The sequence below is a fragment of the Chitinophagaceae bacterium genome (assembly GCA_016717285.1).
Lineage (GTDB): Bacteria > Bacteroidota > Bacteroidia > Chitinophagales > UBA10324 > JACCZZ01.
Map to the genome: position 1 here is coordinate 265,780 of JADKFU010000002.1, position 17,277 is coordinate 283,056.

Sequence of the window (17,277 nt, forward strand, 5' to 3'; positions counted from 1 at the left end):
ACCCATTCAACTTAACCATTAAAAAATTAACCATGACAAAACTGAAAATTCAATGCCTGTTGTCGCTTGTTATAATCACTTTGCTTGGCGTTAGTTGCAACCAGCAGCAAAATACAGCGCCTGCAAAAACATCGGCATCAACATTTAATGGCGACATCAAGCTCGATGTCCGCGATTCAAAACCTGACTGGGCACCTTACATTCGAAAAAAGGCGCCTGAAGGTTCGCCTAATATTCTCATCATTCTTTATGATGATACAGGCCTTGGCGCATGGTCACCTTACGGTGGAAGAATAAGCATGCCCACCATGGATAAGCTGGCTGCGGACGGTTTAACTTATACACAATGGCATACAGTTGCGCTTTGTTCTCCAACACGTTCCTGCATCAATACCGGACGTAATCACAATCTTAATGGTATGGGAGCTATTACTGAAGGCGCCAATGGATTTCCGGGTTACAGTTGTCAGTTGCCTGCACAGGCTGCAACCATGGCGCAGATATTAAATGAAAATGGTTGGAGCACTTTCTGGATTGGAAAGGACCACAATGTTCCGGAGACCGATCTCTCTGCAGGTGCTAACAAGAGTCAATGGCCATTGCAACAGGGTTATGATCGTTTTTACGGCTTTATCGGTGGAGAAACCAATCAGTTTTATCCTGACCTGACGGAAGATAATCATGCCATTGAACAGCCTTACGGACCTGAAAAAGGTTATCACTTATCAAAGGATCTTGCCGATCAGGCAATCAAAATGATCAGCGATCAGAAATCAGCTAATCCTTCCAAGCCGTGGTTCATGTGGTATTGCCCGGGAGCAAACCATGCACCGCACCAGGCACCTGAAGATTATATAGCAAAGTACAAAGGCAAATTTGATGATGGGTATGATGCATACAGGAAATGGGTGTTGCCGCGCATGATTGAAAGAGGCATCTTGCCAAAGGGAACTGAACTGACCGAATTTAATCCGATGCCGGAAGAGCAGGCTGCACCGGGAGATTATGTACGTCCATGGGATAAACTTAGTGCGGATGAAAAGAAATTATTCTCGCGTTTATGCGAAGTCTATGCAGCGTTCTCTGAATATACAGATGTAGAAATCGGAAGGATCATAGATCACCTGAAAGCTTCAGGCCAATATGATAATACGATCATTATGTATGCTGCCGATAACGGCGCATCGGGTGAAGGAAGTCCGAGCGGTTCTGTAAATGAAAATAAATTCTTTAATGGCTATCCCGATGAATTATCGGAGAACATGAAGCTGATTGATGAATTGGGCGGACCGAATACTTACGAGCACTACCCGACAGGCTGGGCGGCTGCTTTTTCCACGCCGTTTAAAATGTTTAAACGTTATTCAAATTACTCAGGCGGCACAGCGGATCCATTGGTAATTTCATGGCCAAAAGGTATTAAAGCTCATGGCGAAGTGCGGAACCAATATCATCATGCAGTTGATATCGTTCCCACCATTTTAGAAATCTGCGGATTGGAAATGCCGAAGGTTTACCGTGGTGTAGAGCAATATCCGTTGTCAGGTGTTTCGATGAAATATACTTTCGACGCAAAACCCGATGACCCAACTCAGAAACATGTGCAGTATTATACTATGCTCGGAACAAGAGCGATCTGGCAGGATGGCTGGAAAGCGGTTGCCGTGCATGCGCCACTTACTGACAAAGGACATTTTGATCAGGATAAATGGGAATTATATCATACAGACGTTGACCGCTCAGAGTCAAAAGATCTTGCTAAAGAGAATCCTGAAAAGTTGGAAGCATTAAAAAAATTATATGATGAAGAAGCGAAGAAAAATTTTGCTTATCCGTTGGATGATCGCACCGCAACTCAGATTTTAACATTGGAACGTCCGGAGGAAGAACCCAAAACTGACAACTATACTTATTATCCGCACACCAGTGCAGTACCTGAAGCGGTAGCAGTTAATATAAGAGGCAAATCTTACAAGATCGTTTCCAACGTAGAGATTACGGATGCCAATGCTTCGGGAGTAATTTTTGCGCACGGTTCCCGCTTTGGCGGACATAGCTTATTCATCAAAGATCATAAGTTGTATTATGTGTATAATTTTTTGGGCATTACACAACAACAATTTGTGTCGGCTGTGCTTAAGCCCGGTAAATACACTTTTGGTATGGAGTTCACAAAAGAAAAAGCCGGGGAACATGGTGAGTCCATTGGCACCGCTAAGCTTTATATAAATGACAAGGAAGTTGCCACAGGCCCGATGACCGCGCAGGTAGGAAAATTCACCCTGGTGGGCGATGGATTATGTGTAGGTTATGATAGCGGCGATCCCGTGAGTAAGCTGTATGATTCACCGGGTGAATTTAAAGGAGGTCATATTGCATTCGTAAAAGTGAACACAGGAACAGAAAAATATCTTGATATGGAAATGGAAGCGCAAAGGGCTTTCAGCAAAGAATAATTTTTTTGCAGTGAAGTGATCATCAGCTGCCATGCTGAATCCTGTTAACGAAATGGGGAAGTTTAATCGCTTCCCCATTTTTTTTGCGTTATATAGAAACCTGACATTCGATCAGTAACTTGCTTCTACTAGATACTCATCATTTCTTAAAAGTAAAATTACGCTGACTTACGTAACTGAATAAAATAACAAAAGCGGTAGTAAATATTTTAGCTATTGTCGGATATAATCCAAAACCTTCAATAAATAATTTGAGGAAAAAATAGTTGATGCAAACTGCAGCAACGGTAACTACAAAATACCTGAACAACTGTACGCTGCTCTTAAGATTCGATTCCTGAAAAACAATGAACCGGTTTAAATAAAAACCAATTGGAAATGTAATCCATAAAGCAAATAAATAATCGGCCGCAATATGTGGTTCCAGTGCAAGCCTGCCGTATAAATGGACTACTTCTTTTTTGAAAACAAAATGGAATCCGATGTAATAGAGCACAATTCCCATCAGCGTGGTAAAGCCACCGCAGGCCGCATACCTGAATGTTTGCAGGGAGAATATGCTTTTAAATGGAGGGTAAAAAAAGTCTCCCACTGCCAGCACCAGTGTTCTTATATTCTCGTGTGTTTTTCTCATATTCTATGCGACGAAAATAAGATTACTTCCGGGTAGATGCAGCAAAAGGTCTTACAGTATATGTTAGTGAGTAGGATACAAGTGCTCCATTTGTTCCTAATTAAGTTTATCTATTCTTCATCGCTTTTATTAATTTCTCATTACGTCTGTCAGCTCTGGAATTCTGAAGCGATATAACAGCCCATATTGCTGCAGGAACCCATCCGATTAAAGTTATTTGTAAAAGCAAACAAATGATGGCAGTTAATATTTTACCTCTTAAAAAGAATGAAATGCATGGTAAAAAGATGGCTATTAGTGTCATAGTGAAAGAAGTTGTACTTAAAGATGAGTCAACAGTTTTATAGTTCGATTTTATGTGCTTAGAGGCGACGCAAAATAAAGCTTTTGGAGTTGACTAAGGGCTTAACTTACCTCGAGTGCGTATGCAGAGATGATAAAGCTTTCTGGCGAAAACGGAGAGGCGTGCCACGGTTCCAAACCGTGGCACGCCTTTGCATTCATTTTAGATCCATTCTTATGCCCGTATCATCGCAAAATAAAGATTTTGGAGTTCGATAACGAGAAATTTATCACGAATGCACGTGAAGGCCAGCTTTCGTATCTTCCTACTTTACCACCACAAGTTTCTTTCCCTCAGTTATTCCCTGTGTTGTTTTCAGTGTGAAAAAATAAGTGCCTTGTGGCAAATCGTTGGCAGACACATAAATGAAGCTGAATACATTCGATACATTAAATCTTTTTACTTCAACTCCGTTCGTATTGAAGAAAATCAGTTCTCCTTGATTTATTCCCTTCGGCAAGTTATAATCAATGCGCGTGAGATTGTCCGTGGGATTCGGAAAGGGATTGGAAAGATTAGTGCCGTTGCGATCAGGATTTTCAGGAGAAAAATTTCCAGTAAAAACTCCATTGTTACATTCATGACAAGGCAAGGTGCCTGGAAGTGAATATACCTGGTATCCGGAATTCTTTTTATACAGAATCAATTTTGTACCATCAGGCGTCGGATAAACATTCGCAAAATCAGAAATCAGATTGGGATTAGTAAAATTAGAGATGATCGCACTGTCAGCCTCCAAAAGAATTGTACCATCCTCTTTTACGATATAGGTATTAGAGTAAACGCCTGGAATAATGGGCTTGTTCACGAGGTATTCTAAGCTGGAATCAAGATCGAACAAGTTATCAGAAATGTAATAGACCTGGTAATTTGTTACAATCACGGAAGCAGGGATATCAATTGTTTTTTCAAGTACCTGATTCAAATTGTAAACGGTGATCTGGTTTGTTGAATAATCAATCAGCACATATTGATCGCCTGCCAAACCAAACTTAATGATGCTGAATGAAGCATTATTGATAGAAGGCAATGAATACTGCAAACTTATTTGTGCATTAACAGCACTCATTAAAAGAATGGACAACGAAAGTAGAATGATGCTTTTCAAAACGACGATTTTTATTGAAGTTACATAATGCGGAATTTGTCCGAACGCCACAATTAAGATTTTAGTCCGATATCATCAAATATAGTAAAATTAACGCGCTGATAAAAGTAAGCGCAGTAGAACCTCACCTTCATCAGTCTGTAGTCCAGCTTTGAGAAAAGCACACGAGTTTGATAATCTACACTGCATTTGTTAAATAATTCTCAGAAATGATTTTTTTAAGTTCCGTGCGAATATTTTTTTAGAATGGGCAATAAAATAAGGTAGAGAATGCATGACAGTTTCGGGGTTACAAGTTTACGGAAGATGAAGTGTACAGCAGGCAAATTGTTTTTTAAAAGTAAATTTTTCTGCAGGTTGTTGTCCTAAAAAGAAAAAGCCTCCGAAGAGGCTTTTTCTTATAAGCAAAACTCAATTAATACTGCACCACTACCTGCTCTTTAAACACCTGTCCATCGGCAACAATACGCAACATGTAAGTGGCAGCGGGTATTTCATTTCCCATAAACATTTCTTTAAACAACTCACCATCCGTTACCGGAACTGTTTCACTCTGCACAATCTGTCCCAGCATGTTGAGGACTTCAACTGTTGCATCACCATTAAATGAGTTGAAGAGTGATAGACTGACTGCAAAATGGCCATCCGTTGGATTAGGATAAACACTCATTACCGGAGTAACAGCTGTAGCAATACTATTGTTATCGCGGCAGGAACTGAATACAGAAACGGCAGTGGAAGTTTTGCTGCAATTATAAGGGTTGGTAATCTGCACCTTGTAATTTCCTTCTTCAGTAACAGTATAGTCGCGTGTGGTAACTCCCGTTGACACATTGTTTTTGAGCCACAGATACGTGAAGCCGGTACCACCTGTTCCCCGCATTTTTACTTTTCCATTGATACACAAATCAGGATTGTCTGCCGGATTGAGAATGTTGATGACAGAAGGCGGAACATTCAGGCGGATGAGCTGGGTAGAATCAGAATGATTGTAACAACCGTTTGGTGCTGTAACCAACACGTTGTAATAACCCTGCTTGCTTCCCATGGAAATGTGGGTTGCAGTGGTGGCGCCAGGTATCATCACTGTTCCTTTATACCATTGGTAAGTATACCCCGCTCCCGTATTGGCATTGAATGTTACGGCCACTTCTTTGCAGGCACTCACGATGCCGGAAGGAGTGATGGCAGCATCCGGCTTCGCCAATACATTTACGGACATGCTGCTGGAAGTATCGGTGCAAATACCATTGCTAATTACCATTGCATAATTACCTGTTACATTGGTATTGTAGGCAGTAGTTGTTGCACCTGGAATAACACTGCTTTCATTCAGCCATTGGTAGCTTAAGGAGCCTGCTCCCGAAGTACTCGCAGAAAGATTAACAGATGACCATGAGCAGAAAGTGGTAGGCCCACCTGCTGTGACAATGGCGCTCACTGAATTTTCATCTGTTATGCCATTGCAATTATCGTCGATGCTGTTGCAGATGTCAATAGCTCCCGGATGCACTGATGAGAGTGCATCATTGCAATCATCGTTGTTAAGGGAGTATCCACTTACTGGAATAGCGCAGAGTAAAACCAACGGTGAACCGGCATCGCCAAATCCGTCGCCATCCGTATCCGGATAATATTCCGTAGAAGGCAACACGACCACATTAGACGAAGCACTTGCTGAGTTGCCACATAAACCGGCGGAAGCGGTTACACTGTAAGCACCGCTTGCAAAAAGAGGTGCTGTAGTTTGTGTAACGCTATTGGCAGCCGCAGGCGCACCTGTTCCCGTCCAGGCATAAGTGTAAAAATCAGCTCCTGTATAAGTGATGCCATTGGGTGCTGAACCATTACTTCCTGCAGTGGCGTCCAGGTTGCCATTCAGTAAAGCCTGGTAAACAAGATTAGTTGAAGACGAAGGTGTTTCAGAAAGCATATTGTTCCTGAGTTCACTCTGCGATCTTGCTTCACTCCAGATACGCACATTATCGATTTGTCCATTGAAAAAATTTGAAGAAATATCTGATGAAAATCCGATGTTGAATTCAGTTTGCCAGTCAAAATCAGAATGATCATCATTGTTGGAGAAGTTTGACTGAATGCCATCCACATAAATTTTCTGACCAATGCCCGTTTGCACTGTCAGCGCGATGTGGTGCCATTGACCGTCGTTAATTTGAATTCCTGAATTCCACGAGTAACTGGGATATATGCGAACACTCAATTGCCCGTTGCTTAGAAAAATGTGCCGGTCATGTCCGTTAGAGCCAAGATATCCGTCGGTCACACTGAAGATGCCGGTGTTGGCAGTAGTGGTCTTCACCCACATTTCTATAGTGAAATCATATTCAGGAATATCCTGTGACACGATTACATACTGATTGATACCATTGAAGGAAGCAACTTGTCCGCCGGGAGCTAATCCTCCGGCAGAAAGAGTAGCACTACTGCCAGCGCAAATGGTATCACTCACCGTCGCGACAGGTGTTGGAGGTGTAAATCCACTGTTGATTTGAATCGAACTCTCGGCAAAGCAACCCGCACTGTTGGTCACCGTCAGTGTATAAAGGTTAACGCCACTTACAGAAATACTTTGTGCGGTTTCATTGGTACTCCACAAATTTCCAATGGTGCTGTCGGAGCTGAGTGTTACAGGATTCCAGTCGCAAACAACATTCGAAGAAGCGTTGATGTGTGCCACAGGAGCCAGTGCGGCAATAATGGTTACTGAAACCGGATTAGCTGTTAATGCGCAGCCTGCTGCATCCGTAACTGTTACGTTATAACTACCAGATGCTATAGCAAAGGCAGGATTGGTTGTTTGCCCATCAGACCATTCATAAGTTCCCAGGAGTGCTGAGGTAAGCGTATAAGACTGTCCGGTGCAGACAATTGGATTTCCGGTTACGCTAATAAAGTCAACATTGCCACTTTGCAGTGTAAATTGAAGTGCACCTACGTCATCTCCTGACATTTCATCTACCCTGAATTCTACTTTTGAGCTGGCGTTTAAAGCACCTGTCCAAACACCAAAGTGCTGATCACAGCAACCATTAATGTGATCCCAAACAATCACCCCATCAATATACAACTGCGCATCATCATCATGACTTAGAATATCAATCGTGTAAACACCACATGCGAATCCCTGCCTTTTTGCACTCCAGGAAACATAATCATCATCAATGCTGCAACCCTGGTATCCGGGAGCGGTGGAGGGATTGGAATCACTATTCCATTTATCTTCTGAATTGAAATTGAGCGTGCTGTCGAGATAGTAGCCTGAATAGTCTTGTGGAAACCAGGCACGTCCATAGGTATAATACCCATAGTACTCAGTGTAATAGCCCTGCGAATAGGCATTCACTTTCCAGGCATTATCACCGAAGCTGGAATCAACTCCTGCAACAGCAGAGGTAACTGTAACATGTGAAGTAGCTGTGCAACCAAGTACATCTGAAATGGTGAGCGAATAATTTCCGGGAACACTTGGGAAAATTGCTATTGAATGACTTCCGTTGCTCCATGTTCTGGTGATGCCGGGCTTAGATAGCGTTCGAAGATCAATGGTTTTCATCGATGGACAAAAACTAAAATCCGGACTTTTATTCGAATAAATTATTGCAGTATCCAAAGGTGCAACGGTAATGGTTTGTGAAGCGGTATTTGTGCAGCCATTGGTCGTCATGTCCACAGAATAATTGCCTGTAGCATTTACAGAAATAGTTTGAGTGGTTTCACCAGTGCTCCACAGGTAACTGCCTGCACTGCTTGCAGTCAGTTGAACAGAATATCCCGGACAAAATTTAACAGGCCCGTTTACAGTAATGAGTGCCTGAGGTGTAATGGTGATAGAACCGAATGAATTGCCGGCACCTTCGGTTACTCTGAATTCAACATTGGAATTGTCGTCCAGAAATCCTGTCCATACATTGGCGTGATAATCGTTCGCGCCAATGTGTTCCCACACTTTGACACCATTAATAAAGAGCTGGGCTTCATCATCATGAGAAGGCACATCAATTAAATAAGTGCCACAGGGGAATCCTTTTCGCTTGGCAGACCAGGAGTGATTGTCGTTGTTTACGGCACAACCGACATAACCGGCAGCGTTGGAAGGAGAGGAAACTGAACTCCATTTTGACTCCGTATTGAAATTGAGACTATTGTCAACGTAGTAACCGGAATAAGCTTCATTCCAGGAATGGCCCGTATCAGAGAAATCTCCTGCATTAAAGGCATAAACATTCCATACATGATCACCGAACAGGGCAGTATCTCCCGGTGCAGTTGCAACACTCACATTTACAGTTGAGGTACTGCTGCATCCAAGGCTGGAAGCAGTAAGGGTGTAAGTAGTTGCTGAAAGCGGATGAACAACAGGATTTGGGATCGTATCATTATTTGGCGACCATGCGTAGGATACGACAGGTTGATTGTATGTAACGGTAACCCTTGCGTAGTAGTTGTTGAGTGCAGCAGTTGGCACCAATCCAAAAATATAAGGATTGGAAAAGTAAATATTATTGTTGCCTCCAACATTGTAACCGGCAGGAGTTGCATTTATAGTTACAAAGTTGGCAGGGTTCGCTACATCGCAACCTGCGAAGACATTTGGCACTAAAAAACTTCCGGTGGCAGCCCCGCTAATAGTATGCGTACCTGCTACATTTTGATCGAGTCCCACATTAAATTCTATTTTGATGCTTGCAATTGTCCCACCTCCAATATCATTATAATTAAAACCGACTGAATTATAGTAATATCCATAACGGTTAGCATTATCGCATGTGGAAAACATCCCAATCAGGTGACTGACGTCTATATCATAGATTTTGGTAACCTTTTGAATTCCACCTGAAATAAGGGAGGAAATCAACTGTACCGGACTACCAATACAACTGGCAGCAGGATTTGCAGTCGTATTGACCACTGGTGTCTGCGCTGCTATAGAAAAATTTTTAGTAGAGGAACACCCGTTGTCAGTTACTGTAACTGCATAATTTCCTTCAGAGCTGAAGGTTTCAGTTTGTGTGTTGGCGCCTGTAGACCATTGGTAAGTGCTATGTGTTCCTGCATCCAGTGTGGTAGAATTTCCTGTGCAGAAATATTGATTGCCTGTAAAAGTAATTGCAGCTACGCCATACACCGTATGTATGGGTGAAGAAGACACACAACCATTGAATTGGGTTGCTGCTAAAGTATAATCCCCCGCAACAGTAGGAGTGAGTGCAGGAATATTTAAGGAAGCATTGTAGCGCACCACCCTGCAGTTCACATAATCTGCTACATACAGATTGCCACTTACGTCTGCCTGAAGTGAATATGCACCCCACACACCACCGGGAGGATTGCAGCAATAACCTGCCAGGTAAACACCTGATGTAGCACCGGGCGCCCATTTAGTAATGTAACTATTATAACCACTAAGAGCATATATATTACCTGCACCATCCACTGCTACACCCTGCGGTTGTCCAACCTGGTCACTATTGAAACCGGCCCCATTTCCACCCGCTACAGTGGTGCCTGATGTTGCACCCGGCTCCCATTTCTGAATGCGGTGATTGCTATAGTCTGCAATGTATAAATTGCCTTGCAGATCAAGGGTAACCTGTAATGGAAAGTATAATTGATTTGCTGAGGAACCCTGCCCGTTGCCCCCTGCCACCACAATGCCCTCTAAAGCACCAGGCGTCCACTTTACTACCCGATGGTTACTCTGATCAGGTACGTATATATTTCCTGCATCGTCCACATAAACACTCAATGGAGAACTGAGTTGATTCAATGCATTTCCTTGTCCATGACCTCCGGCTACCGTTACCCCTTCTGTGGCTCCTGGCGCCCATTTCTGAATACGCTGATTGTTTTGGTCTGCTACGTATATATTATTAAACTTGTCAACGAAAATTCCTTCCGGTGAGCTAAATTGATTTGCATTAGGGCCGGATCCGTTTCCACCAGCAACAATCACTCCTTCCGTCGCGCCGGGTGCCCATTTGGTTACACGATGATTTTGTTCTTCCGCTACATACACATTTCCTGCAACATCGAGCGCCATTCCGCGTGGATACTTCGTTTGATTCAGATTCGCTCCGATACCATTTCCGCCGGCTACCACGGTCATATTATTGTTTGAATAGGTAGCGGTAGATGAAGCAACGGTTGAACCATTCAATTTCCATTCAAGCGTAACAGGTGTTTTAGCTACAGTGCCCGTAAGATTAGTTCCATCAATGCAACTAGTTCCGGAAATGGCCGGTGCAGATGATTCGGCAACAAATGCCATGAGCTGCGTAGTACAGGAAGTTGCATTGTCTGTAACAGTGTAGGTTACGGTGGAGGAGGGATTCACACTGATGGAGGATCCGCTGAGGTTACCAGGATTCCAGGTATAACTGCTGCTGCCGGTAACAGAAAGTTGACCGCTGCTTCCTGCACATATAGACACTGCCTGTGAGTTGGTGACAGGAGACAATATTGCATTGATAGTATTGGAAGTGGTCTGACAACCGGAAAATGAGGTTGCAACCACTGAATAATTGCCGGGAGATGTTGAAGCATAAGTTTGCGAAATCGCAGCAGTAGAAAATCGCTGTATACGTCGGTTTACTCCATCCAGTATATACATATTTCCTGCAGCGTCAAAATAACCGTTCGTTGCTCCTGCCAGTTGATTGGGGGCCGTTCCGTAAGTAGCCGGAATAATATCCTGCCATGTATAATCTCCTGTTCGATAACGTACGATGTGTGATTGATAGGCCGGCGAAACATAAGGGCTGTTCACCACATAGAAGTTTCCGGCACCGTCCAATAATAAGCCATTAGGGCTGCTAAGTCCGGATACAATGGTAATACCTGTGGTTGCTCCCGGTGTCCATTTTTGAATCCTGTTGGCATACCAATCGGTTACATAAATATTACCTGTATTATCCCTCACCATTCCAGTACCGAGGTTGATTTGATTCTCGGCATTTCCTTTACCATTGCCCCCTGCAACCACTACGCCTTCGGTGGCTCCGGGTGCCCATTTCATGACACGGGCATTATCCCAGCCATCCAGAACATATACATTGCCTGATTCATCTACAGAAACGTAGCTTGGATATTCTAATTGATTGAGTGCGCCACCAAATCCATTGCCGCCTGCAACGGTAGTTCCGCTGCCGGCTCCCGGCGCCCACTTCTGAATCCGGTTGTTGCTTTGGTCGGCGATATAAAGATTACCGGAGGCGTCCAGAAAAATGCCACCAGGATTGTAAAGCTGATTGTCAGCCGATCCTTGCCCGTTGCCGCCTGCTACGGTAAGGCCGAATGTTGCGCCCGGGGCCCATTTTTGTACACGGTGATTGCCAGCATCTGAAACATAAATATTCCCTGCTGCATCTACCAGAATGCCTGCGTAAGTGTTGGCAAACTGATTAGATCCTGAACCGCTGCCATTACCACCTGCCACTGTTACCGCTGTTGGATTCCAGGATGGAGTCGATGACTTAACAACGCTTCCGTTCAATTTCCATTCTAATAAAGCGGGAATTGAATTCAGCGAAGCCGTTAGCAAGTGGCCTGTACAGGCCTCACCTGTGACAGAGATTTCAGGAGTTGGCAACACATTAATGGTGGCTTCAGTTACGCAGGCATTCACATTTCCGGTAACTGAATAAGTACTTGTATTAAGTGGAACAAAAGTTTGTTCGGCCCCGGAAAGGTTGCCTGGTTGCCAGGTGAATGTGGAGCCACCTGTTGCAGTGAGTGTGACACTACTGCCACCGCATAATGCCCCATTGGCCGATGATGTAACCACCGGAGCGGGTTCCACAGCAATTGTGTTACTGGTAACATCGCAACCTGTACCAAATGAGTAAGCAACAGCCTGGTAGTTTCCTGATGCTGAAGGAATAAATGTGTTGGTGACATTGCCAACATTAAATTTCTGGACCCGAAAATTGAAAGCATCAATCAGAATAATATTTCCATTGTAATCAAGTGTCATGTCTGAAACAGTCTGGAAAGGATTGGGGTCACTGCTATAATCTATTTTACCCATCAATGTTTTACCTGATGATTGTCCTGGATGCCAAAGCGATATTCTATCGTTACCATTAAAACCTGCGCTACTTACCAGCATACTGCCACCTGCATCGACATAAATAGCCCTGGGTCCGGTCAAGTTGGCTATTGTAATTCCAGAAGTAGCTCCCGGTGCCCATTTTTGAACACGGTTGTTAAAATAATCTGCTATATAAAGATTGCCGGATCCATCCACAAAAATAAAGTTAGCGTACCCTAGCTGATTGTCTGCACTGCCTGACCCATTTCCGCCTGCTACCGTTGTACCTGAGGTGGCACCCGGCGCCCATTTTTGTATTCTGTAATTACCATTGTCTGACACATAAACATTTCCCGAAGCGTCCACAAAAATCTGGAATGCATTGGTAAACTGGTTGGCGGCAGATCCAAAGTTATTGCCACCGGCCACGGTAATCCCTGACGTGGCTCCCGGGGCCCATTTTTGAATACGCGCATTGTAAAAATCGCATACATATATGTTGCCCGTTGCATCTACAAAAACATCTGATGGATTATTAAGCTGATCTGCACCGCTGCCCGCACCGTTTCCGCCGGCTACGGTGGTGCCTGAAGGGGCTCCGGGTGCCCATTTTTGAACCCTGTTGTTCGGGTTATCGCAGATGTAAATATTTCCATCTGCATCAACGGCGATACCACCGGCTGATGCTGTTGAGTATTGCGTTTGATTGCCAAACTGATTGGCGCCGCTACCAAAACCGTTACCACCGGCAACAGTAGTTCCTATTCCGTTCCAGTTCTCCGGATATTCCGTATGAACGGTATTGCCGTTTTGTTGCCAGGCAATTGCACAAGGTGTGGCCGACACATTTGCTGTTAGCGTATGACCTGTACAGGCTGTTCCGCTGATCGTGTTCGTCAAACTGCATTGTGCATTTGCGGTGTTCATGTACTGTAATAAGCAGAAGAGAAAACTCAGCAGAAAGGGTAGCATCTTTTTCATGGGATAAAAATTTAGGATGGTTGAATGTGCGTTTAATGAAGTGGGGGAAATGTAATCGATTATTTAATCAGTGTTAAATATATTTTGAATGTGTACATCTGTTTTCAGCAATTGATTTACGGTCGGCTCCCGCTTATGAGCGGTGGAACCGGTTGTATGTATGGTTTGGATTTTCGAAGGCGGGAAAAACAATTCCTCAGTTCCTTTTCATTCACAGGTTTCAGCAAATAACCTGCGCTTCCATATTCGAATGCTTTGAAGGCATGGTCTTTTGTGGCGGCCAGGCATACGAATTCAAAAGAGATTTCTTTCGTTTTGTCTATAAGATCGAATCCTGATTCTCCTTTCAGTTCGATATCGAGCACCAGCAGATCGATAGTTTGCGAATTCATGATTGCAATGGCTTCACTCACCCGCTGAACTGCCGCTATAATCTTAATGCAAGGCTGTTGTTGTAAAAGTATCTGAATGAGTTGTAAGGAAGGAACTTCATCGTCCAGAATGAGGACACGAAGCAAATAATTTTCGTCCATACATCAAAGATATTTATGTAATGTAACTGAGAAGAGACGATTGTATGAGTGGCAGTAATAGTACTACGAACGGAACAGGTCAATGGGTAAACGGTGTAAGCAGGAAGACAGAAACCGTTTCCTGTGATTAGCTTTTTACTTTCTAAAAGCAAAGGTTACAATTGAATTCTTTTCAGAAAAGCATCTTTACTTCTGCGGGCCACGTCAATTTCAGAGCCATCGCTCATCATTACCACGCCGCCATCGCCTTTTGTATATTTCTTCATGTGCACCAGGTTAATGATGAACGATTTGTGTACCCGGAAAAAATTGTAAGGCATCAGCATTTCTTCAAATTCACCGAGCAGTCGTGTGGCCATTATTTTTTTTCCGCCGGCCAGCCGGATGTGTGTGTAGTTACCTTCACTCTGCATAAAGATGATTTCAGAAAAGTCAACAAATTCAAAGCCGCTCAGGTTGGGCACCGTAATCTTTGAAAATGGTTTTCCGTATTGTTCGGCAAGGGTATCAAACTTTTGCTTCTGCTGCACACGCAAGCCGATATATTTTTCAGCGCGTTCAACAGCTCTTGTTAATTCCGGCGGACTAACCGGCTTCAGCAAATAATCAACGGCACCCAGTTTGAATGCTTCCACCGCGTAAGTGTTGAATGCAGTCACAAAAATCACTTCAAATTTGATGTCTGCAATTTCTTTCAGCAACTCAATGCCTGTTTTGCCCGGCATTTCTATGTCAAGAAAAACCAGTTCAGGATGTATAGCATGAATCAGTTCTTTTGCTTCTGTTGCATTGGCGGCTTCACCTGCAACTTTCACCTGTGGAATAAATTTCTCCAGCAATTGCCGAAGAAACTGACGCCCCTTGAGTTCATCATCAACTATGATAGCAGTGAGCATACGTTATGTAAAAAGAAGTTGAAGTGTAAAAATTGATTTTACAAGAAAAGCACTTTGAATTATTCCTGACTGATAATTATCCGCACTCTTGTTCCTTTTGATGAATCATCGGCAGCAACCAAATCTTCTACCAGCACTTTATTTCCTTTTTTCCCTTCCAGCAGCCGCAAGCGGTTTTCAGTGATAGACATACCCATGCTTTGATGATCATCCATGTTTTTGGTTCCTGAAATTTTTCTTCCGACACCATTGTCCTCAATCACAATTTCAAGCAATTCATCATCTGCCGCATTTCTTTTAAAATGAATCAGCAAATGTTGGTTGTTGCTTTTCGGAAGCAAACCATGTTTGATAGCATTTTCCACATACGGCTGTATAACCATAGCCGGAACTTTGGAAGCATGCGGAGAAATTGAATCATCCACTTTTATTTCATACTGAAAAGAATGTTGGAAGCGCAACGATTCAACACTGAGGTAGAGTTCAAGAAATTTAATTTCATCATAAACAGAAATAAATTTTTTCTCTGAATTCTCCAGCATCTTGCGTGTAAGCTTACTATAAGTATCGAGGTAATGAAAAGCATTGTCGTTTTCATTGCTCAGCACCATTTGCTGAATCGCATTCAATGAATTGAAAGTAAAGTGCGGATTCATTTGCGCACGCAATGCTTTCATTTCACTCTCAGCAAGATTTTCCCGGAAGACAGATTCTTTTCGCTTCCGGTTTACGTAGAATAAGATGCCAACCAGCGCAAGAATCGTAGCAAATGCAACGGAAGAAATCAAAAGGCGGTTTTTTTGTGCAGTCAGTTCAATGGCAGCTTTTTCCCGTTCTGCCTTTGCCAGCAATTCTTTTTTCTCCGATTCATATTCAAACTCTTTTTCTACTGCTGCCTGAAATGCTTTCTTATTGTCAATGGTATCGCGGTAGCCGATGTATCGTTTATAATAGTCGAGTGCATTCCTGTAATCTCCTTTGTATTCATAAATTCCGCTTAACAATTGCACAGATGGTTTTAAAGTTTCTGCAAACTGCGACTCGCTTGCATTGGACATGCTGAGCTTCGCATAATAGATTGCACTATCAATCTTGTGTTGAAGAAAAAAAATATTACCGATCTGGTAATAGCTCTCTGCAAATCCTTCCGATGACAAGGCTTCTTTATTTTCTGCGACACTCTCCCTGAAATATTTCATGGCTGTTAAAGTGTCCTTCATTTCGAGCTTGCATTCCCCCAGGTTAACGAGAGAATAGATGGCATATATGGTAAAACCGATTTGGCGGGCAGCAGTTAAACTCTGTTGCAGGTAACCGATTGCCGAATCCGGTTGATGGCTTGCCCTGTATGCAATGCCTATGTTAAGGTTAACCAGGCAGATATTGGGCAAGTCGTCTGTCTCCATGGCAATCTTCAGCGCCGGTTGATAGAAACCAATGGCCTTCGGATAGGCGCCTAACTTCGCATAAACGAGACCAACACCAAGCTGCGCCTGGTATTTTTCTTCCGGATGCTTTGATTTTTCAAATGCGGCGACACTCTCATATAAATAAGGCAATGCCTGCGACATGTCTCCCTTATTGTACCATGTGGTGCCGATGGCCAGCAGCACATACGCTTCATCTAATTTGTTGCCTGATTGCGTTGCCAGTTTTTTTGCAACGGTAAGCACTTCCAGAGCTGAATCAGCATTCCCCTTTATCGCGTAATAGTTGCTGTAATTTTGAAGTGTGCCGATGTATCCATGGGTATCGCCACTTTCTTTTTGAATGGCAAAGCTTTTATCCAGTATTTTTTTACCGTTTACAATATCGCCACTCATGAGGTAGATATCCTGCAAATTACTCAGCGGAACAGTCATGGCTGATTTATCTCCTGCAATTTCATAAGCTGAAAGCGCCTCAGTAAATTTTTGAATGGCTGTAGGAAGATCTCCCGTGATATTCCGGTGGATGAGTCCGATATCAGAGAGTGCATCACCTTTTAGTTTGGTGAAGTCCTTTTTCAAGGTTCCTGAAATATTTTTATCAATTAACGCCATCGCCATGTTTACATAGTTCAGCGCAGTGCTGTCCTGAACCTGCTGACTGTATTCAATCAATATCCTGATACGAGATGTATCATGAATCGCTGCATTGAATTTTGATTGAATGGAATCAGGCAATTGATTATTACAAAAAGAAGTGCCCGATGAAAAAATGAATAGACTGAAAAAAAGCACGAGCGGCAGGAAAAGATCTTTCTTCATCAGGTGAATGTTGAAGTGGCAAGATAA

The 17,277-nt window shown here is 43.2% G+C and carries 7 protein-coding genes; 1 reads left to right on the top strand and 6 read right to left on the bottom strand.

What is annotated here, in order from left to right; translation table 11 throughout:
- Positions 1-32 precede the first annotated feature (32 nt).
- Entirely contained in the window at positions 33-2,456 is a 2,424-nt protein-coding gene (locus IPO83_04355) for an arylsulfatase (protein ID MBK9730512.1), read from the top strand.
- A 139-nt stretch (positions 2,457-2,595) separates the two neighbouring features.
- On the opposite strand, the gene IPO83_04360 is transcribed toward IPO83_04355, so the two are convergent.
- The 6 genes from IPO83_04360 to IPO83_04385 all read right to left on the bottom strand — a co-directional run bounded on the left by IPO83_04360 (position 2,596) and on the right by IPO83_04385 (position 17,250).
- Positions 2,596-3,069, bottom strand: a complete 474-nt coding sequence (locus tag IPO83_04360) for a GtrA family protein (protein ID MBK9730513.1) — start codon at positions 3,067-3,069, stop codon at positions 2,596-2,598.
- 629 nt (positions 3,070-3,698) lie between these two features.
- A complete protein-coding gene (locus tag IPO83_04365; protein MBK9730514.1) occupies positions 3,699-4,541 on the bottom strand; it encodes a T9SS type A sorting domain-containing protein in 843 nt (280 codons plus the stop codon).
- 415 nt (positions 4,542-4,956) lie between these two features.
- Positions 4,957-13,572: a T9SS type A sorting domain-containing protein gene (locus IPO83_04370; GenBank protein ID MBK9730515.1), complete on the bottom strand. Its 8,616-nt coding sequence runs from the start codon at positions 13,570-13,572 to the stop codon at positions 4,957-4,959.
- Positions 13,573-13,688: 116 nt separating this feature from the next.
- Positions 13,689-14,105 carry a response regulator gene (locus IPO83_04375; GenBank protein ID MBK9730516.1) on the bottom strand — a complete coding sequence of 139 codons (417 nt, stop codon included), beginning with the start codon at positions 14,103-14,105 and terminating at the stop codon, positions 13,689-13,691.
- A gap of 155 nt (positions 14,106-14,260) precedes the next feature.
- Positions 14,261-15,001: a response regulator transcription factor gene (locus IPO83_04380; GenBank protein MBK9730517.1), complete on the bottom strand. Its 741-nt coding sequence runs from the start codon at positions 14,999-15,001 to the stop codon at positions 14,261-14,263.
- A 59-nt stretch (positions 15,002-15,060) separates the two neighbouring features.
- Positions 15,061-17,250: a tetratricopeptide repeat protein gene (locus IPO83_04385; protein ID MBK9730518.1), complete on the bottom strand. Its 2,190-nt coding sequence runs from the start codon at positions 17,248-17,250 to the stop codon at positions 15,061-15,063.
- Between the last annotated feature and the right edge of the window lie 27 nt (positions 17,251-17,277).

Coding starts and splice junctions, on each gene's coding strand:
- IPO83_04355 (MBK9730512.1), top strand. CDS start 33: ATGACAAAACTGAAAATTCAATGCCTGTTGTCGCTTGTTATAATCACT.
- IPO83_04385 (MBK9730518.1), bottom strand. CDS start 17,250: ATGAAGAAAGATCTTTTCCTGCCGCTCGTGCTTTTTTTCAGTCTATTC.
- IPO83_04375 (MBK9730516.1), bottom strand. CDS start 14,105: ATGGACGAAAATTATTTGCTTCGTGTCCTCATTCTGGACGATGAAGTT.
- IPO83_04380 (MBK9730517.1), bottom strand. CDS start 15,001: ATGCTCACTGCTATCATAGTTGATGATGAACTCAAGGGGCGTCAGTTT.
- IPO83_04370 (MBK9730515.1), bottom strand. CDS start 13,572: ATGAAAAAGATGCTACCCTTTCTGCTGAGTTTTCTCTTCTGCTTATTA.